Origin of the sequence: Caulobacter vibrioides OR37 (assembly GCF_000372645.1) — a bacterium.
GTDB classification, from domain to species: Bacteria; Pseudomonadota; Alphaproteobacteria; order Caulobacterales; family Caulobacteraceae; genus Caulobacter; species Caulobacter vibrioides_E.
This window is the reverse complement of sequence record NZ_APMP01000004.1, coordinates 198,745-215,981: the sequence shown is the minus strand read 5'-3', so window position 1 is coordinate 215,981 and position 17,237 is coordinate 198,745. Positions and strand designations below refer to the sequence as shown.

General features: G+C 64.9%; 29 protein-coding genes. 25 read left to right on the top strand and 4 right to left on the bottom strand.

Going from position 1 to position 17,237, the window contains the following annotated elements:
- Window positions 1-552: 552 nt before the first annotated feature.
- Window positions 553-825, bottom strand: a complete 273-nt coding sequence (locus tag OR37_RS21650) for a DUF6980 family protein (protein WP_131368814.1) — start codon at window positions 823-825, stop codon at window positions 553-555.
- Window positions 826-992: 167 nt separating this feature from the next.
- Between OR37_RS21650 and OR37_RS06030 the strand changes: the two genes are divergently transcribed.
- Window positions 993-1,619 (top strand): YdeI/OmpD-associated family protein, encoded by a 627-nt coding sequence (locus tag OR37_RS06030; RefSeq protein ID WP_004616962.1) that lies wholly within the window; start codon window positions 993-995, stop codon window positions 1,617-1,619.
- On the opposite strand, the gene OR37_RS06025 is transcribed toward OR37_RS06030, so the two are convergent.
- Together OR37_RS06025 and OR37_RS06020 are read right to left on the bottom strand one after the other, a co-directional pair.
- Complete coding sequence (locus tag OR37_RS06025; protein WP_004616960.1) at window positions 1,616-1,918, bottom strand: UBP-type zinc finger domain-containing protein; 303 nt, start codon at window positions 1,916-1,918, stop codon at window positions 1,616-1,618. The two genes, OR37_RS06030 and OR37_RS06025, sit on opposite strands and share 4 nt — an antisense overlap.
- A gap of 11 nt (window positions 1,919-1,929) precedes the next feature.
- Complete coding sequence (locus OR37_RS06020; protein WP_004616958.1) at window positions 1,930-3,585, bottom strand: FAD-dependent oxidoreductase; 1,656 nt, start codon at window positions 3,583-3,585, stop codon at window positions 1,930-1,932.
- 199 nt (window positions 3,586-3,784) lie between these two features.
- On the opposite strand from OR37_RS06020, the gene OR37_RS06015 reads away from it, so the two are divergent.
- On the top strand, window positions 3,785-4,624 hold the full coding sequence (locus OR37_RS06015) for a GIN domain-containing protein (protein ID WP_004616956.1): 840 nt from the start codon (window positions 3,785-3,787) through the stop codon (window positions 4,622-4,624).
- 92 nt (window positions 4,625-4,716) lie between these two features.
- Here OR37_RS06015 and OR37_RS06010 read toward each other — a convergent pair whose 3' ends face one another.
- On the bottom strand, window positions 4,717-5,475 hold the full coding sequence (locus OR37_RS06010) for a hypothetical protein (protein WP_035017006.1): 759 nt from the start codon (window positions 5,473-5,475) through the stop codon (window positions 4,717-4,719).
- Between the two features lie 403 nt (window positions 5,476-5,878).
- Between OR37_RS06010 and OR37_RS20945 the strand changes: the two genes are divergently transcribed.
- From OR37_RS20945 to secY, 23 genes are all read left to right on the top strand, one after another.
- The gene (locus OR37_RS20945) at window positions 5,879-6,079 is read left to right on the top strand and encodes a hypothetical protein (protein WP_081612881.1); all 201 of its coding nucleotides are present in this window, start codon (window positions 5,879-5,881) and stop codon (window positions 6,077-6,079) included.
- Window positions 6,080-6,092: 13 nt separating this feature from the next.
- Window positions 6,093-6,401, top strand: a complete 309-nt coding sequence (rpsJ, locus tag OR37_RS06005) for a 30S ribosomal protein S10 (protein WP_004616952.1) — start codon at window positions 6,093-6,095, stop codon at window positions 6,399-6,401.
- 14 nt (window positions 6,402-6,415) lie between these two features.
- On the top strand, window positions 6,416-7,183 hold the full coding sequence (gene rplC / locus OR37_RS06000; RefSeq protein WP_004616938.1) for a 50S ribosomal protein L3: 768 nt from the start codon (window positions 6,416-6,418) through the stop codon (window positions 7,181-7,183).
- Window positions 7,183-7,821, top strand: a complete 639-nt coding sequence (gene rplD / locus OR37_RS05995) for a 50S ribosomal protein L4 (protein ID WP_004616936.1) — start codon at window positions 7,183-7,185, stop codon at window positions 7,819-7,821. Before rplC ends, rplD begins: the two co-directional genes overlap by 1 nt.
- Complete coding sequence (locus OR37_RS05990; protein WP_004616934.1) at window positions 7,821-8,117, top strand: 50S ribosomal protein L23; 297 nt, start codon at window positions 7,821-7,823, stop codon at window positions 8,115-8,117. Before rplD ends, OR37_RS05990 begins: the two co-directional genes overlap by 1 nt.
- 3 nt (window positions 8,118-8,120) lie before the next feature.
- On the top strand, window positions 8,121-8,957 hold the full coding sequence (rplB, locus tag OR37_RS05985) for a 50S ribosomal protein L2 (RefSeq protein WP_004616932.1): 837 nt from the start codon (window positions 8,121-8,123) through the stop codon (window positions 8,955-8,957).
- A 3-nt stretch (window positions 8,958-8,960) separates the two neighbouring features.
- On the top strand, window positions 8,961-9,239 hold the full coding sequence (rpsS, locus tag OR37_RS05980) for a 30S ribosomal protein S19 (RefSeq protein ID WP_004616930.1): 279 nt from the start codon (window positions 8,961-8,963) through the stop codon (window positions 9,237-9,239).
- A gap of 2 nt (window positions 9,240-9,241) precedes the next feature.
- Window positions 9,242-9,622 (top strand): 50S ribosomal protein L22, encoded by a 381-nt coding sequence (gene rplV, locus OR37_RS05975; RefSeq protein WP_004616928.1) that lies wholly within the window; start codon window positions 9,242-9,244, stop codon window positions 9,620-9,622.
- Window positions 9,622-10,374, top strand: coding sequence for a 30S ribosomal protein S3 (rpsC, locus tag OR37_RS05970; RefSeq protein WP_004616926.1), 753 nt, complete (start codon window positions 9,622-9,624; stop codon window positions 10,372-10,374). The genes rplV and rpsC overlap by 1 nt, the downstream gene beginning before the upstream one ends.
- 13 nt (window positions 10,375-10,387) lie before the next feature.
- On the top strand, window positions 10,388-10,819 hold the full coding sequence (rplP, locus tag OR37_RS05965) for a 50S ribosomal protein L16 (protein ID WP_004616924.1): 432 nt from the start codon (window positions 10,388-10,390) through the stop codon (window positions 10,817-10,819).
- Window positions 10,820-10,824: 5 nt separating this feature from the next.
- Complete coding sequence (gene rpmC, locus OR37_RS05960) at window positions 10,825-11,016, top strand: 50S ribosomal protein L29 (protein ID WP_004616922.1); 192 nt, start codon at window positions 10,825-10,827, stop codon at window positions 11,014-11,016.
- Between the two features lie 10 nt (window positions 11,017-11,026).
- Window positions 11,027-11,266 carry a 30S ribosomal protein S17 gene (gene rpsQ / locus OR37_RS05955; RefSeq protein WP_004616920.1) on the top strand — a complete coding sequence of 80 codons (240 nt, stop codon included), beginning with the start codon at window positions 11,027-11,029 and terminating at the stop codon, window positions 11,264-11,266.
- Between the two features lie 17 nt (window positions 11,267-11,283).
- Entirely contained in the window at window positions 11,284-11,652 is a 369-nt protein-coding gene (gene rplN, locus OR37_RS05950) for a 50S ribosomal protein L14 (protein ID WP_004616918.1), read from the top strand.
- On the top strand, window positions 11,652-11,966 hold the full coding sequence (gene rplX / locus OR37_RS05945; protein WP_004616917.1) for a 50S ribosomal protein L24: 315 nt from the start codon (window positions 11,652-11,654) through the stop codon (window positions 11,964-11,966). Before rplN ends, rplX begins: the two co-directional genes overlap by 1 nt.
- Window positions 11,959-12,516 (top strand): 50S ribosomal protein L5, encoded by a 558-nt coding sequence (gene rplE / locus OR37_RS05940; RefSeq protein WP_004616915.1) that lies wholly within the window; start codon window positions 11,959-11,961, stop codon window positions 12,514-12,516. The genes rplX and rplE overlap by 8 nt, the downstream gene beginning before the upstream one ends.
- Before the next feature lie 22 nt (window positions 12,517-12,538).
- Window positions 12,539-12,844 (top strand): 30S ribosomal protein S14, encoded by a 306-nt coding sequence (gene rpsN, locus OR37_RS05935; RefSeq protein WP_004616913.1) that lies wholly within the window; start codon window positions 12,539-12,541, stop codon window positions 12,842-12,844.
- 10 nt (window positions 12,845-12,854) lie between these two features.
- Window positions 12,855-13,253 carry a 30S ribosomal protein S8 gene (gene rpsH / locus OR37_RS05930; RefSeq protein ID WP_004616911.1) on the top strand — a complete coding sequence of 133 codons (399 nt, stop codon included), beginning with the start codon at window positions 12,855-12,857 and terminating at the stop codon, window positions 13,251-13,253.
- An 18-nt stretch (window positions 13,254-13,271) separates the two neighbouring features.
- Entirely contained in the window at window positions 13,272-13,805 is a 534-nt protein-coding gene (gene rplF / locus OR37_RS05925; RefSeq protein ID WP_004616910.1) for a 50S ribosomal protein L6, read from the top strand.
- Between the two features lie 3 nt (window positions 13,806-13,808).
- Entirely contained in the window at window positions 13,809-14,159 is a 351-nt protein-coding gene (gene rplR / locus OR37_RS05920) for a 50S ribosomal protein L18 (protein WP_004616908.1), read from the top strand.
- A 10-nt stretch (window positions 14,160-14,169) separates the two neighbouring features.
- A complete protein-coding gene (gene rpsE / locus OR37_RS05915) occupies window positions 14,170-14,775 on the top strand; it encodes a 30S ribosomal protein S5 (protein ID WP_004616905.1) in 606 nt (201 codons plus the stop codon).
- A 3-nt stretch (window positions 14,776-14,778) separates the two neighbouring features.
- On the top strand, window positions 14,779-14,964 hold the full coding sequence (gene rpmD, locus OR37_RS05910) for a 50S ribosomal protein L30 (protein ID WP_004616903.1): 186 nt from the start codon (window positions 14,779-14,781) through the stop codon (window positions 14,962-14,964).
- 171 nt (window positions 14,965-15,135) lie between these two features.
- On the top strand, window positions 15,136-15,621 hold the full coding sequence (rplO, locus tag OR37_RS05905; protein WP_004616901.1) for a 50S ribosomal protein L15: 486 nt from the start codon (window positions 15,136-15,138) through the stop codon (window positions 15,619-15,621).
- A gap of 237 nt (window positions 15,622-15,858) precedes the next feature.
- On the top strand, window positions 15,859-17,214 hold the full coding sequence (gene secY, locus OR37_RS05900; protein WP_004616899.1) for a preprotein translocase subunit SecY: 1,356 nt from the start codon (window positions 15,859-15,861) through the stop codon (window positions 17,212-17,214).
- Window positions 17,215-17,237: the final 23 nt, after the last annotated feature.

The following is a 17,237-nucleotide window of genomic DNA, read 5'->3' as shown; positions in this document are numbered from 1 at the left end:
CCAAGATCGTCGAGTAATCTCGAACGGTCTTAGCTTCGGCTGACAATGCGAAGGCCCCGGAGAGCGATCTCCGGGGCCTTTTGCTTTGAGGGAGCGGACCATGCGAGAGCTGCTCTGGGCGGGAATTTATCCTACAGTATTTGACCCTGCCGATATGCGATCTTTGCCACGCCTCGGATCCGGGTTCCTCGTTTCGTAACCTCAAGATCGATAGGTCTGCTAATTTCGCACATCAACCACCCGAGACATTCGTGCCGAACAAGATCGTTATTGTCATCGGCTTCCACGTGTAGTTTCAACTGCCCAGGATCAGGGCCATAACTTCTCACGATAGCCGCGTCGCCATAGCACCGGTGTACACATTGCCGGATATACTCCGCTTCAGGCGGATCGAGCTGAGCAGGTTCGACAGGAAGCAGCGGCGGCTTCGCGACGGGCATTATACAACCTTAAAGCAGCTCGCATTAGCGGGAGCAGTGATTTGGTGGCCTTGCTCTGAACTGCCCCGTCATTAGCAGGTTAAGTCAAAGGCCGCCCTGGATGGAAACGGACCTAATTCTCCAGTCGCCAGGCAGCGGTCTTGTAGGGTTCGGGAATTGGATCATTCAGAGGGTTAAGCCCCTGCGCTTCGAGCGCATCGAACCATTGATCCCGTTTCGATTGCGGTAGACGTTCTCCGCACCAGGGGCAGAAATAGATCATCTGGCGCGACGCGCCGCCGGGCGTCTCAACGGTGTACTCGTCGAAAACCTCGTCATAGCTGACGACGACTTTCTCGTTTTCTGGATGAGCGCTGACGTGCCCAGTTCCGGTTCCGTGTGTCATGGCATCACTGTAGCGGTTGCGATCTAGGGGTTGCAAATGGACGTCAACAGACCTCCAGGTCGGGGGCGACCCTACATCTCTTAGAAGCTGCAGCCCTGCGATCGTCTCGCCGTGAGATGTAAGGAGGCCGCTTCTCCTAGTGGCGGGAAAGGTGGCAGGAAATGCGTATGGCGATGATCACCGATCCCGACGACTTCTTCACCAAGGGTTGTGGCCGGTGCGACCGCTTCGCCACGCCGGACTGTTCGACCCGGCCGTGGATCGAAGGGCTGAACGCCTTGCGCCGGATCTGTCTAGACATGGGGCTGGAAGAAACGGTGAAGTGGGCCCACCCGTGCTACAGGCGCGCTGGGCGCAATATCGCGCTCCTGGCCGCGTTTCGAGGCGACTTCAGGCTCACATTCTTGAACGCCAGTCTGCTCGCCGACCGTGAGGGTGTGCTGGAACCGCAAGGACCCAACAGCCAGACTCCGGGCATGATACGCTTCACCACTGTCGACCAGGTCGGCGAGTTGGAGCCGGTCATCCGGGCTTATCTGCAGCAGTTGATGGATCACGCCGAGGCCGGGACCAAGCCGCCCAAGACCGAGCGGGAGATCGATGTCCCCGAAGAGCTGACCGACGCGCTGGACGCCGATCCGGAACTGGCCGAGGCCTTCCACGCGCTGACGCCGGGCCGCCAGAAAAGCTACCTTTTCGCCCTGAACCAAGCCAAGCAGTCGGCCACCCGCGTGGCGCGGATCGAGAAGTTCCGCGACAAGATCCTCGCCGGGAAAGGAGCGCTCGAGCGCTAACCCACGAACCTCGGGATCGGCCCGACCTGGGGCGTCTGGTCCGGCAGTTCGACGAATTCCTCGTCGACATAACACCAGCCCCAGCCTTCCGGCGGGTCATAGCCTTCGATGATCGGGTGGCGGGTCGCGCGGAAATGGGCGGTGGCGTGCTTGCTCGGGCTGTCGTCGCAGCAGCCGACGTGGCCGCAGGTCCGGCACAGGCGCAGGTGCACCCACCAGTCGCCGGTCTTCAGGCATTCCTCGCAGCCCTTGGCGCTGGGCGTCACCAGGTGGATCGCGTCGCCGTGGCGGCAGGTCATCGGCTCAATCCCTAAGCGTTGGCGAGATAGGCGTGAATGGCGGCGACGGCCTGAGCGCCTTCGCCGACGGCGGCGGCCACGCGCTTGACCGAGCCGGCCCGAACGTCGCCGATCGCGAACACCCCCTTGCGGCTGGTGTGCAGGCTGGGATGGCCGGGGGCGAGGTCGGTTCCGGTGCGGACGAAGCCATGATTGTCGAGCTCGACATGGCAGTGGGTCAGCCAGGCGGTGTTCGGCGCGGCGCCGATGAACAGGAAGAGGTGGCTGATCGCCTTGACCTCCTCCTGGCCGTCCGGACCGCGCCAGCGCACCGCCGACAACTGGCCGCCCTTGCCGTCCTCGGAGTCGCCCTCGAGATCGACGATCTCGGTGCGGACGACGACCTCGATGTTGGGCGTGCTCTCGATGCGGTCGATCAGGTAGCGCGACATGGTCGCGGCCAGGCTCTCGCCGCGCACGATCATCCAGACCTTCTTGACCTGGCTGGCCAGATAGACCGCCGCCTGGCCGGCCGAGTTGCCGGCCCCGACCAGGGCGACTTCCTGGCCGGCGCACAGCTTGGCCTCCAGCGGCGAGGCCCAATAGTGGACGCAGGCGCCCTCGAAGCGGTCCAGATTGTCGACCTCGAGCCGGCGATAGCGGGCGCCGCTGGCGATGACCACGGTGCGGGCCTGGGCGGTCTCGCCGCTGGACAGCTTCAGGCGATAGCGGTCCAGGCCATCCTCGCAGTCCAGCGCGGCGACCTCGTCGGGAATGGCCAGCTCGGCCCCGAATTTCTGGGCCTGGCTGAAGGCGCGTCCCATCAGGGCCATGCCCGAGACGCCGGTGGGAAAGCCCAGATAGTTCTCGATCCTGGCCGAGGCGCCGGCCTGGCCGCCGAAGGCGCGGGTGTCCAGCACCAGCACAGACAGGCCTTCCGAGGCGGCGTAGACGGCGGTGGCCAGCCCGGCCGGGCCCGCCCCGACCACGGCCACGTCATACAGGCGCTCGGCGTCGATCGGTCCGGCCAGGCCGATGCAGCGGCCCAGCTGATGGTCCGACGGCTGGCGCAGGATGGCCCCGTTCGGGCACAGAACGATCGGCAGCTCGCTCTCGTCGACGTGGAAACGCTGGATCAGCACCTGGGCGCAATCGACCGCGTCCGGATCCAGGTGCTGGTACGGATGGCCATTGCGGGCCAGGAAGCCGGAGAGGCGGATAACCTCGGCGTCGGCGGCGCGGCCGACGATGATCGGGCCGCCGGCCCCGGTCTCGATCAGGCTGACGCGGCGCAGGATCAGAGCGCGCATGATCCGCTCGCCCAGCTCGGCCTCGGCGACCAGCACGGCGCGCAGGCGGTCAGGGGCGATCAGCAGGGCCTCGACGTCGGTCAGGGCGGTGACATCGACCAGGGACGGGCGGCCCGACAGCTGGGCGATCTCGCCGATGAACTGCCCGGCGTCGTGCTCGACGATGGGCTGGCGTTCGTCGTGGGCGTCGCGCCGGGTGATCGCCACCCGGCCGTCCAGGACGACGAACAGGCCCGGCGAGGCGACGCCCGCCGTGGCCAGGGCCTCGCCGGCCTTGGCGCGGACCACGCGGCCGAAGCGGCGCAGCCGCTCGATCTCGGCCGGCTCCAGCCGGGGAAACATCTGGGCGTGACGGGTTTCGAAGGTTGTGCCGGCCATGGGGAGAGATTGCGCTAGGAATGACGTTTGGTCACTCGCCGACGATGAGGGATTTGAACGAACGCGCCTTTATTTCGGCGGCTGCCCAAGGCGGCGTATGACGGGCAAGTCATGACTTCGAATTAAGTCGCTGAACGCCGTTCGCCTCGCTAACGTTCTCGCATCGAATATCAACGCGCATCCGAGGGGGAACTGAACGATGCGAGCCATGACAACCCTGGCCGTGCTCACGGCCGCCCTGGCCGCCGCGGGCGCCGCTTCCGCCGCGCCATCGGTGAAGATCAAGGACGCGGTCGCCCGCGTCGTCGTGATCCCGGAAAACCGTCCGGACGTGAAGGTCGAGGTGATCCGCGACAACGCCAGCCTGCCGCTGACGGTGCGTCAGAACGGCGACGAGGTCGTGATCGACGGCGATCTCCGGCACAACCGGATCTCCAGCTGCAACAGCCGCGACGGCAAGATCACCGTCCATGTGCGCGGCGTGGGCGATGTCGACTATGACGCCATGCCCCAGATAGCCATCCGCGCGCCGATGAACGTGAAGGTCGCCGGCGGCGGCGCGGTGTTCGGCGACATCGGCCGCAGTGACAGCGTCGAGCTGGACAACGCCGGCTGCGGAACCTGGACGGTGGCCAACACCGCCGGCGCGATGAAGATCAACCAGGCGGGCTCGGGCGACACCCGCGCCGGATCGGCCGGGTCGCTGGAGGTCAACATCGCCGGCTCCGGCAACGTGGTCACCCGGGCCGTCGCCGGCGACCTGGAAGCCGCGATCGCGGGCTCGGGCGACGTGCGCGTCGCCAGCATCGGCGGCCGGCTGAAGGGCAATATCGTCGGCTCGGGCAATGTCACGGTCGCGGGCGGCCACGCTCGGTCCGTCTCGGCCAACGTGATGGGCTCGGGCAATGTGACGTTCGACGGGGACGCCGACGCGGCCAACGTGACGGTGGCGGGTTCGGGCAATATCCGCATCGCCAGGGTCAACGGCCCGGTGCAGAAGCACGTGGCCGGTTCGGGCGACGTGATCATCGGCCGCTGAGCGAACACACACATATATAGAGAGTGTAGAAAGGCCCCGGAGATCGCTCTCCGGGGCCTTTCGCTTTTCAGACCCTAGAGGTCTGCCGCGGCTTAGCGGTTGGCGAAGCCGAACAGGTCGTCGGCCGTGGCCAGGTCGGCGCCGGCGCGGTCGCGATCCTTCAGGCTGCCGCCGAAGGTGTAGCGCACGCCGATCTTCACCGCGTCGTCGTTCAGGTGGGCCAGATCGTCGGACTCGGTGTGAACGTACTTGCCGAACGTGCTCCAGCCCGTGCCGGCGAACTTGTACTCACCGCCGACATTGACGTCCCACAGGTCCGACTTGCGGGTGGTGTCGACACGCGACCAGGCCGCGCCGGCGTTCAGGCGGATGTTGTCCGTCACGAAGTAGCGGGCTTCGCCGCGCACCGAATACAGGTCGGCGTTCAGGTCGCTCGACTGGCCGTAGGCGGCCAGACCGGTCAGGGTCACGTTCGAGAAGTACTTCGAGACCTCGCCGCCGGCGGCCCAGAGCGTATCGTTGGACGGGCGCGACAGAGCCGTGAAGGCGCCGACGCGCCAGGTGTCGTCGATCTTGGTCGTCAGGTGGACGGCGCCCGAGGCGACGGTCTGGTCGCTCAGGTTGTTGTTCGAGATCGAAACACCGCTATTGGCGGTGACCGTCCAGGCGCCGGAAAGCGGAACGGCCACCGAGCCGTCGATGACGGCCGACGTGCCGTGGCCGCCGCTGACGTCGGTGCGCAGGTCGTCATAGTTCACGGCGGCGCCGATCGAGCCGACTTGCTGGGCGAAGGCCGGGGCCGAGATGGCGGCGGCGATCAGGGCGGCGGTGGCGAAAAGCTTGGTATTCATGTGGGTTATCCCCTTACACAACAGTGGCTCCTCCGGCTGGCTGGGCGGTCGTTGTTGGGGGAGGGGCCGCCCAGTCCGCCGGGGAGGGGCGGCATCTATGGAGGTTCGACCCGCCGCTCAAGGCGTCAGGCGCCGCTTGTGGGGCGAATAATGCAATTTTGTGACACTTGCGAAGGCGGGATTTTCGCCTACGCGCAAGCGGGCGCACGTTCTTGCTAGGTCTGGGCGGAATTCCGAAAAACGCGGACCGTCGTTATGTTTTCCGAGGGCTTGCGCCAGCGGGGGAGGGCGCCTAATCAGATCTGGCCCGACGACTCGCGTCCCTCAAAGTCGCGACGAACCGGACAGAGCGCTTGACGAAACCGATTCTGGACCGTACAAGCGCGCCTCTGTTGGACCGGCTGTGAGCTTTCGGGCTCAAACGCGGTTCGCGAGACGCCCGGACATAGCGCCGCTAACCTCCTTCGGGAGGGGTGCAATATCTGGTCATCACCCCCGACAGGCGACTGTTGGGGATATTTGTTTTGCGGACGCTGCGTGCGGAGCCTCTTGGGGTTCCGAGTTGGTCTTTGAAATGGTTCGAGACGCGGGCGCAGCCCACTAGGAAACCGAGCGATATGGATCGTCAGAACATCCGCATCCGGCTCAAGGCCTTCGATCACCGCGTGTTGGATCATTCCACGCGCGAGATCGTCAACACGGCCAAGCGCACGGGTGCGACGGTGCGGGGCCCCATCCCCCTGCCCACGCTTATCGAGAAATTCACCGTCAACCGTTCGCCGCACGTCGACAAGAAGTCGCGCGAGCAGTTCGAGATCCGTACGCACAAGCGCGTTCTCGACATCGTTGACCCGACTCCGCAGACCGTGGACGCGCTGATGAAGCTCGACCTGTCGGCCGGCGTTGACGTCGAAATCAAGCTGTAAGGAGGGCCTGATCCATGACTCTCCCCACCCAACGCACCGGCGTTATCGCCAAGAAGCTGGGCATGACCCGCTTCTTCGACGAAGCTGGTCAGCACGTGCCGGTCACCGTCCTGTCGCTCGACGGTTGCCAGGTCACGGGCCAGCGCACCGTTGAGAAGGACGGCTACACCGCCCTGCAACTCGGCGCCGGCGCCAAGAAGGCCAAGAACACCTCCAAGGCCCTGCGCGGTCACTTCGCGAAGGCGGCCGTCGAGCCGAAGCGCGTTGTCGCCGAGTTCCGCGTCGAGGAAAACGCCCTGATCGAAGTCGGCGCCGAACTGACGGCTGACCACTTCGTCGCCGGCCAGAAGGTCGACATCCAAGGTGTCACCGTCGGTAAGGGTTTCGCCGGCGCCATGAAGCGCTGGAACTTCGGTGGTCTGCGCGCCACCCACGGTGTTTCGGTCTCGCACCGCTCGCACGGTTCGACCGGTAACCGCCAGGACCCGGGCCGTACGTTCCCGGGCAAGAAGATGGCTGGTCACCTGGGCCAAGAAACCGTCACCACGCTGAACGTCACGATCTGGAAGGTCGACGTCGAGCGCGGCCTGATCCTGGTCAAGGGCGCCGTCCCCGGCCACGAAGGCAGCTACGTGAAGGTTCGCGACGCCGTGAAGAAGGCTATCCCCGCCGACGCTCCGCGTCCGGGCGCCTTCCGCAAGGCTGGCGAGGCCGCTCCGGCCGCCGCCGAGACCCCCGCTGAAGAGGCCCCCGCGGCTGCGACCGAAGAGGGCGAAGGCTAATGAAACTCGACGTCATCAAATTGGACGGCGGCAAGGCCGGCTCCGTTGATCTCGACGACGCCATCTTCGGCATCGACGACATCCGCGGCGACATCCTGCAGCGCGTCGTGACCTGGCAGCTGGCCAAGCGCCGCTCCGGCAACCACAAGATTCAAGTCCGCAACGAGGTCTCTCGCACGGGCAAGAAGATGTACAAGCAGAAGGGCACCGGCGGCGCCCGTCACGGTTCGCGCCGTGCGGCCCAGTTCGTCGGCGGCGCCAAGGCCCACGGTCCCGTGGTCCGCAGCCACGCCTTCGACCTGCCCAAGAAGATCCGCGCCCTGGCCCTGAAGCACGCTCTGTCGTCGAAGGCCAAGTCGGGCTCGCTGGTCGTCCTGGACAACGTTGCTCTGACCGAAGCGAAGACTGCCGCCCTGCGCGCCAACTTCGACAAGATCGGTCTGAAGAACGCCCTGGTCATCGCCGGTCCGGAAGTGGACGCGAACTTCAAGCTCGCCGCCCGCAACATCCCGAACGTGGATGTCCTGCCGAACGCCGGCCTGAACGTCTACGACGTGCTGCGTCGCCAGACCCTCGTCCTGACCAAGGACGCGGTCGAAGCGATCTCGGCCCGTTTCGCTGAGAAGGAAGCCGCCTAATGGCCGCCACCGCTCGCCACTACGACACGATCCTGTCGCCGGTGATCACCGAAAAGACGACCCTGCTCAGCGAGCAGAACAAGGTTGTCTTCAAGGTGGCCAACGACGCGACCAAGGACGAAATCGCCGCCGCCGTCGAAGAGCTGTTCAAGGTCAAGGTGACCAAGGTCAACACCATCGTGACCAAGGGCAAGACCAAGCGCTTCCGCGGCATCGTGGGTCGTCGCAACGACGTCAAAAAAGCGATCGTGACCCTGGCCGACGGCCAGTCGATCGACATCACGACGGGGCTCTAAGACATGGCCTTGAAGCAATTTAATCCGACCAGCCCCGGCCAGCGCGGCCTGGTGCTGATCGATCGCAGCGAACTTCACAAGGGTCGCCCCGAGAAGAAGCTCGTCGAAGGCCTGACCAAGTCGGGCGGTCGCGGCGGCAACGGCCGTATCGCGGTCCGTTTCCGCGGCGGCGGCGCCAAGCGCCTGTACCGTCTGGTCGACTTCAAGCGTCGTAAGCAAGGCTCGGCCACGGTCGTTCGCCTCGAGTACGATCCCAACCGCACCGCCTTCATCGCGCTGATCCGCTACACGGACGGCGAGCTGAGCTACATCCTGGCTCCGCAACGTCTGAAGGCCGGCGACGAAGTCGTCACGGGCGAAAAGGTCGACGTGAAGCCGGGCAACGCCTCGCCGCTGCGCACGCTGCCGATCGGCACGATCATCCACAACATCGAGCTGAAGCCCGCCAAGGGCGGTCAGATCGCCCGCTCGGCTGGCGCCTACGCCCAGCTGGTCGGTCGTGACGCCGGCTATGCCCAGATCCGCCTGAACTCGGGCGAACTGCGCATGGTGCTCGACTCGTGCATGGCCACCGTCGGCGCCGTGTCGAACCCGGACCACATGAACCAGAACCTCGGCAAGGCCGGTCGTTCGCGTCACATGGGTCGTCGTCCTCACGTTCGCGGCGTCGCCATGAACCCGGTCGACCACCCCCACGGCGGCGGTGAAGGCCGCACCTCGGGCGGTCGCCACCCGGTGACCCCGGCCGGTAAGCCGACCAAGGGCGCCAAGACCCGCGTCAACAAGGCCACGGATAAGTTCATCATCCGCTCGCGCCACAAAGCGAAGAAGGGCCGCTAAGCCATGACCCGCTCCGTCTGGAAAGGCCCGTTTGTCGACGGGTACCTCCTGAAGAAGGCCGATGCCGCTCTGTCGTCGGGCCGCAAGGACGTCATCAAGACCTGGTCGCGCCGCTCGACCATCATGCCGCAATTCGTCGGCCTGACCTTCGGCGTGCACAACGGCCAGAAGCACGTCCCCGTGCTCGTGTCGGAAGACATGGTCGGCATGAAGTTCGGCGAATTCGCGCCGACCCGGAACTTCCCGGGTCACGCGGCCGACAAGAAGGCCAAGAGGAAGTAATCATGGCCAAGCAGAAGCAAGAACGCCGCCTGTCGGGCGCCGAAGCGATGGCCAAGGTGCGCACCCTGCGCACCAGCCCGCGCAAGCTGAACCTGGTCGCTCAGTCCATCCGTGGCCTGAACGTCCAGCGCGCTCTGAACGAGCTCGAGTTCAGCCACAAGCGCATCGCCCAGGACGTCCGCAAGGCGCTGTACTCGGCGATCTCGAACGCCGAGAACAACCACAACCTCGACATCGACAGCCTGGTCGTCGCCGAGGCCTATGTGGGCAAGAACCTGATCATGAAGCGCTTCTCGCCCCGCGCCCGCGGTCGCGCGACGCGCGTCGAAAAGCCGTTCTCCGAGATCACGATCGTGGTCCGCGAACTGGGTGAGGCCGCCTAATGGGTCAGAAAGTCAATCCGGTCGGGCTGCGGCTCGGCATCAACCGCACCTGGGACAGCCGTTGGTTCGCCGACGGCAACCAGTACGGCAAGCTGCTGCACCAAGACCTGGCGGTCCGCGCCGCTCTGAAGAAGCGCCTGTACCAAGCTGGTGTCTCGCGCATCATCATCGAGCGTCCGCACAAGAAGTGCCGCGTGACGATCTATGCCGCCCGTCCGGGCGTCATCATCGGCAAGAAGGGCGCTGACATCGACAAGCTCCGCAAGGACCTGTCGGTGATGACCGAGGGCGAAGTCCACCTGAACATCGTCGAGATCCGCAAGCCGGAAACCGACGCTCAGCTGGTCGCCGAGTCGATCGCTCAGCAACTCGAGCGCCGTATCGCTTTCCGTCGCGCCATGAAGCGCTCGATCCAGTCGGCCGTGCGCCTCGGCGCCAAGGGCATCCGGATCAACGTTTCGGGTCGCCTCGGCGGCGCTGAAATCGCTCGTATGGAGTGGTACCGCGAAGGCCGCGTGCCGCTGCACACCCTGCGCGCCGACATCGACTTCGGTTTCGCCGAAGCCAAGACCACCTACGGCATCATCGGCGTGAAGACCTGGATCTTCAAGGGCGAGGTGCTGGAGCATGATCCGATGGCGCTCGACAAGCGCCTGGCCACTGAGTCCGGCCCCGCCGGCGAAGGTGGCGGCCGTGAGCGCGGCGATCGTCCCGACCGGGGCGAGCGTCGTGACCGTCGCGATCGCGCCTAAGGATTAGATCGCTATGCTGTCTCCGAAGAAGACCAAATTCCGCAAGCAGTTCAAGGGCCGCATCCACGGCGCTTCGAAGGGCGGCACCCTGCTGAACTTCGGTTCGTATGGCCTGAAGGCCGTCGAGCCGGAGCGCATCACGGCTCGCCAGATCGAAGCCGCTCGTCGCGCCATCACCCGCCAGATGAAGCGTCAAGGCCGCGTCTGGATCCGCATCTTCCCGGACGTGCCGGTCACCGGCAAGCCCGCCGAAGTCCGGATGGGTAAGGGTAAGGGCGCGGTGGATTACTGGGCCGCCCGCGTGGCTCCGGGCCGCATCATGTTCGAAATCGACGGCGTGCCGGACGATGTCGCGCGTGAAGCGCTCCGCCTTGGCGCCGCCAAGCTGCCGATCCGCACCCGTGTTGTCACCCGCATCGACGCGGGTGTGGCCATGGAGGCCTGAGGCTCATGAAGATCGCTGACATCCGGGGCATGACCCCCGACCAGCTGGCCGACACGCTGATCAGCCTGAAGAAGGAGCAGTTCAACCTGCGCTTCCAGGCCGCCACGGGTCAGGTCGAGAAGACCCACCGCGTCAACGAGATCCGCAAGGATATCGCGCGGATCAAGACCGTGCTGCGCGCCAAGGCCGCGGCGTAAGGAGAACGATATGCCCAAGCGTATCCTCGAAGGGGTCGTCGTCTCCGACAAGGGCGATAAGACCGTCGTGGTGAAGGTCGAACGGACTATCGTTCACCCGATCCTGAAGAAGATCGTGCGTCAGTCGAAGAAGTATCACGCGCACGACGAAGCCAACGCGTACAAGACCGGCGAAGCTATCCGCATCGTCGAGTGCGCTCCGAAGTCCAAGCTGAAGACCTGGGAAGTCCTTCCCAAGGCTTCGGCTTAATCTGGAAGGTTTAGACCATGATCCAGATGCAAACTAACCTGGACGTCGCCGATAACTCTGGCGCTCGCCGGGTCATGTGCATCAAGGTGTTGGGCGGCGCTGGCCGTCGCTACGCCAGCGTGGGCGACGTCATCGTCGTCTCCGTCAAGGAAGCCATTCCGCGCGGTCGCGTGAAGAAGGGCGACGTGCTGCGCGCCGTCGTCGTTCGGGTGAATCAAAATCTGAAGCGCAAGGATGGCTCGGTCATCCGCTTCGATAAGAACGCCGCGGTGATCGTGAACAAGCAGAGCGAGCCGGTCGGCACGCGGATCTTCGGCCCGGTTCCCCGTGAACTGCGCGCCAAGAACCACATGAAGATCATCTCCCTCGCTCCGGAGGTGCTGTAATGGCCGCTAAGATCAAGAAGGGCGACCGCGTCGTCGTTCTGGCCGGCAAGGACAAGGGCAAGCAAGGCGCTGTCCTGCAAGTCCTGCCGAAGGAAGATCGTGTCGTCGTGGAAGGCGTGAACATCGTGTCGCGCCACACCAAGCCGACCCAGGCTGACCCGCAAGGCGGGATCAAGAACAAGGAAGCCGCGCTGCACGTCTCGAACGTCGCCATCGTGGACTCCAAGGGCAAGCCCACCCGCGTCGGCTTCAAGATCGAAGGCGACAAGAAGGTGCGCGTCGCCAAGACGACCGGCGAGGTGATCAATGGCTGATCAAGCTTACGAGCCCCGGCTGAAGACCGTTTATCGCGAGCGTATCCGCTCGGCGATGAAGGAGCAGTTCGGCTACACCAACGAAATGCAGATCCCCAAGCTGGACAAGATCGTCCTGAACATGGGCATCGGCGAGGCGGTGGCCGACTCCAAGAAGGCTCAGACCGCCCTGAAGGATCTGCAGGCGATCGCCGGCCAAAAGCCCGTCGCGACCCGCGCCCGCAAGTCCATCGCCGGCTTCAAGCTGCGCGAAGGCATGGTGGTCGGCGCCAAGGTCACCCTGCGCAAGGACCGGATGTACGAATTCCTGGACCGCCTGGTCACGATCGCGCTGCCGCGCGTGAAGGACTTCCGTGGTCTGAACGGCAAGAGCTTCGACGGCCGCGGCAACTACGCCATGGGCCTGAAGGAGCACCTGGTGTTCCCGGAAATCAACTATGACCAGATCGAACAGATCTGGGGCATGGACATCATCGTCTGCACCACTGCGAAGTCCGACCAGGAAGCCAAGGCTCTCCTGAAGGAATTCCAGTTCCCGTTCGTCAACTAAGAGAGCGGGAAGGAAAGAAACCATGGCCAAGAAAAGCGCCGTCAACCGCAACGAAGCCGTCAAGGCCCTCGTCAAGAAGTTCGCCGAGAAGCGCGCCGCGCTGAAGGCGATCGCCAACGACGAAAGCCTGCCGCTCGAGGAACGCTTCGAGGCTCGCCTCAAGCTGGCGAAGCTGCCCCGCAGCAGCTCGCCGATCCGCATCCGCAACCGCTGCGAAGTCACGGGCCGTCCGCGCGCCTACTACCGCAAGCTTAAGATGAGCCGTGTGGCGCTCCGCGAACTGGGTTCGCAAGGGCAGATCCCGGGCCTCGTCAAGTCGAGCTGGTAAGGACGATCAGATGTCGATGAACGATCCCCTGAGCGATATGATCGCTCGCATCAAGAACGCCGCCACGCGCAAGCGCTCGAAGGTGTCGACGCCGGCTTCCAAGCTGCGCGCCCGCGTCCTCGACGTGCTGGCCGATGAAGGCTACATCCGCGGCTACTCGCTGATCGAGAAGCCCGGTGCGTTCCCCGAATTCGAGATCGAGCTCAAGTACTTCGACGGCGAGCCCGTGATCGCCGAGATCAGCCGCGTGTCCAAGCCTGGCCGTCGCGTCTACTCGTCGATCAAGGACCTCAAGCCGATCAAGAACGGCCTGGGCATCTCGATCCTTTCGACGCCGAAGGGCGTCATGTCGGACACCGCCGCGCGCGACGCTAATGTCGGCGGCGAAGTCCTCTGCCGCGTCTACTAGGCGCGGGAGGGAAAGAGCATGTCACGTATCGGTAAGAAAGCCGTCGTCATCCCCGCGAACGTCACGCTGACGGTCGCGGGCCAGACGGTCACGGTGAAGGGCCCCAAGGGTCAACTCTCGTGGACGATCGCCGACGAAGTCGAGCTGAAGCAAGAGGGCAACGAGCTCTCGCTGACGCCGCGCGTCGACACGAAGCGCGCCAAGGGCATGTGGGGTCTGTCCCGCACGCTGGTGGCCAACATGGTGCACGGTGTGACCACCGGCTTCGAGGAAAACCTCGAACTCGTCGGCGTCGGTTACCGCGCGGCCATGAAGGGCACGGCCCTGAGCCTCCAACTCGGTTTCAGCCACGACGTGGACGTCGCGGCCCCGGCCGGCATCACGTTCGCCACGCCGAAGCAAACCGAAATCAAGATCGCCGGCATCGACAAGCAGGCGGTTGGTGAGATTGCCGCGAAGATCCGCCGCATTCGTCCGCCGGAGCCGTACAAGGGCAAGGGCGTGCGTTATGCTGGCGAGACCGTTCGCCGCAAGGAAGGCAAGAAGAAGTAAGCCATGGCGCTCTCTCCTCGTGAATCGGCGGCCAAGCGCGCTCAGCGCGTTCGCACCCGCCTCAAGAGCCTCGCCAACGGTCGTCCGCGCCTGTCGGTCTTCCGTTCGTCGAAGAACATCTACGCCCAGATCATCGATGATGAACGCGGCGTGACCCTGGCGTCGGCCTCCACCCTGGAGTCCGAAGGCAAGGGCGCGGACAAGGATGCCGCCGCCGCTGTCGGCAAGCTCGTCGCCGAGCGCGCCATCGAAAAGGGCGTCAAGGACGTCGTGTTCGATCGTGGCGGTTACATCTTCCACGGCCGGGTGAAAGCCCTGGCCGACGCCGCGCGCGAAGCCGGCCTGAACTTCTAAGGGAACGAAAATGGCTCGTGGTGAACAACAGCGCGGTGAAGGCGGTCAACGCCGTGACCGTCGCGACCGCAACGCCCCCGAAGAGCGGGTCGACAGCGACATCGTCGAAAAGCTCGTCCACATCAACCGCGTCGCCGCCACCGTGAAGGGCGGTCGTCGCTTCAGCTTCGCCGCTCTGATGGTCGTTGGCGACCAAAAGGGCCGCGTCGGCTTCGGTCATGGCAAGGCGCGTGAAGTGCCGGAAGCCATCCGCAAGGCGACCGAGGAAGCCAAGAAGACGATGATCCGCGTTCCGCTGCGCGAATCCCGCACCCTGCACCACGACGGCGCTGGCCGTTGGGGCGCCGGCAAGGTGATGATGCGCTCGGCGCCTCCCGGCACCGGCGTCATCGCCGGCGGTCCGATGCGCGCGGTTCTCGAAACCCTGGGCGTCCAGGACGTCGTGGCCAAGTCGACGGGTTCCTCGAACCCGTACAACATGGTGCGCGCGACGTTCGAAGCCCTGAAGGTGCAATCGTCGCCCCGCCAGATCGCCGCCAAGCGCGGCAAGAAGGTTGGCGACATCCTCGGCCGTCGCGCCGACGGCGCGTCGTCGCCGGAAGCCATCGAGGGCTAAGTCATGGCTGAAGCTAAGACCATCACGGTGCGCCAGACCGGCAGCCCGATCCGTCGTGAAAAGGACCAACGGGCCACGCTCGTCGGTCTGGGCCTGAACCGCGTGGGTCGCACCTCGACCCTGCAGGACAACCCCTCGACCCGCGGCATGATCCGCAAGGTCCAGCACCTGCTGGAAATCGTCGAGTAGGTCGCTACGAGACGCGAAATACGCCACCCCGGTGAAAGCCGGGGTGGTTTTCGTTTGAAATCGCTTTTCGCCATTGAGTTCTCTGGCGTTTTGGGGTTTTAAGCGCGCTTCGAATTTCAACCGCCGAGTCCGGTCGTCCGACCGGGCGCAGATCTCCAAGGAGAGGCACCTATGACCAAGCTGAATGAACTGGCTCCCCGCGAAGGCTCGACCAAGGGCCGCATGCGCGTCGGCCGCGGCCCGGGTTCGGGCAAGGGCAAGACCAGCGGCCGCGGCGTGAAGGGCCAGAAGTCGCGGACCGGCGTCGCGATCGCCGGCTTCGAAGGCGGTCAAATGCCGCTGCACATGCGTATGCCCAAGCGCGGCTTCAACAACCCGTTCCGCGCGTCCTACGCCGAAGTGAACCTGTGGCGTCTGGAACAAGCCGTCGCCGCCGGTAAGCTGAAGGCTGGCGCCGAAGTTTCGGCCGCCGACCTGGTCGCCGCCGGCGTCATCCGCCGCGAGCTGGACGGCGTGAAGCTGCTGGGCAAGGGCGAAATCAAGTCGGCCCTGAAGCTGACCGTCTACTCGGCCACCGAAGCCGCCATCAAGGCCGTCGAGGCCGCCGGTGGTTCGGTCACCGTGACCAAGAAGGCTAAGGCGCAAGCCGAAGCCTAAGTCCTTTATGTCATCCCGCTGAGCGCCTCGCGGCTTTCGCGGGGGCGCTTTCCGGGACTTCGTTTCCGATCGGGATGACAGAAATACGAGGCTCGCCGTGACATCGCGGCGAGCCTCACCTATTTGTGGCGCTCTCCTCGGGCCAACGCGGTCCGGGAAACCAATTTTCAGAGCGTGGTCCCCGCCGGACGCGGTATGCGTTTCCGGCTGTCACGCTCCTGAGTCGTGGGGATCTGAATGGCCTCGGCCGCCGAACAACTCGCAGCCAACATGAACTTCGCGTCGTTCCAGAAGGCGACCGAACTTCACAAGCGCATCTGGTTCACGATCATCGCCCTGATCGTCTACCGGCTGGGCTCCTATGTTCCGATCCCCGGCATCGACGCGGCGTCCTACGCCCAGCTGTTCAGCCGGAACTCCGAGGGCATCCTCGGCATGTTCAACATGTTTTCGGGCGGCGCCGTGCAGCGCATGGCCATCTTCTCGCTGAACGTCACGCCCTACATCAGCGCCTCGATCATCGTGCAGCTGATGGGCACGGTGTATCCGCCGTGGGAGAAGCTGAAGAAGGAAGGCGGGGAGGCGGGCCGCAAGACCCTCAACCAGTACACCCGCTACTTCGCCGTGGTGCTGGCCGTCGTCCAGTCGGCCTCGATCGCCATGGGTCTGGCGGCCCAGCCTGGCATCGTCGTCGACGGCGTCAGCCACGCCTTCTTCATCGTCTCGACCGTGGTGGCCCTGACGGGCGGCACCCTGTTCCTGATGTGGCTGGGCGAGCAGATCACCAGCCGGGGCGTCGGTAACGGCGTCAGCCTGATCATCTTCGCCGGCATCGTGGCCCGTCTGCCGATCTCGCTGGGTCAGCTGCTGGTCCAGGCCCAGACCTCGGGCAACTACACTCCGCTGTTCCTGATCGTGATCGGCGCGGTGGCCGCCATCCTGGCCATCGTCTTCATGGAGCGCTCGCAGCGCCGCCTGCTGGTCCACTATCCCAAGCGCCAGCAGGGCAACCGCATGATCGGCGGCGAAAGCTCGTTCATGCCGCTGAAGATCAACACGGCCGGGGTCATCCCGCCGATCTTCGCCTCGTCGCTGCTGCTGCTGCCGACCACGGCCCTGCAGTTCGTCAACGCGGCCAACCTGCCGTCCTGGGCCTCGTGGCTGCCGGGCGTGGTGGGCGCGCTGCAGCACGGCCACCCGGCGTTCCTGGTGTTCTACGCCCTGCTGATCATCTTCTTCTCGTTCTTCTACACCTCGGTGGTGTTCAATCCCGAGGAGACGGCCGAGAACCTGCGCAAGTACGGCGGCTTCCTGCCGGGCATCCGTCCGGGCAAGCGCACGGCCGAGTACCTAGACTACGTGCTGACCCGTCTGACCGTGATCGGCGCGGCCTACATCACCGCCGTCTGTATCGCGCCCGAGTTCGTGATGATGCTGATCAAGTCGAACCAGTTCGCGCTGGGCGGCACCTCGATCCTCATCGTCGTGACGGTGACCATGGACACCGTGGCCCAGATCCAGTCCCACCTGCTGGCGCACCAGTACGAGGGCCTGATCAAGAAGTCGAAGCTGCGCGGCGGCCGCAACCGCTAGGCGCTGGCGGCGATTCTATTGGA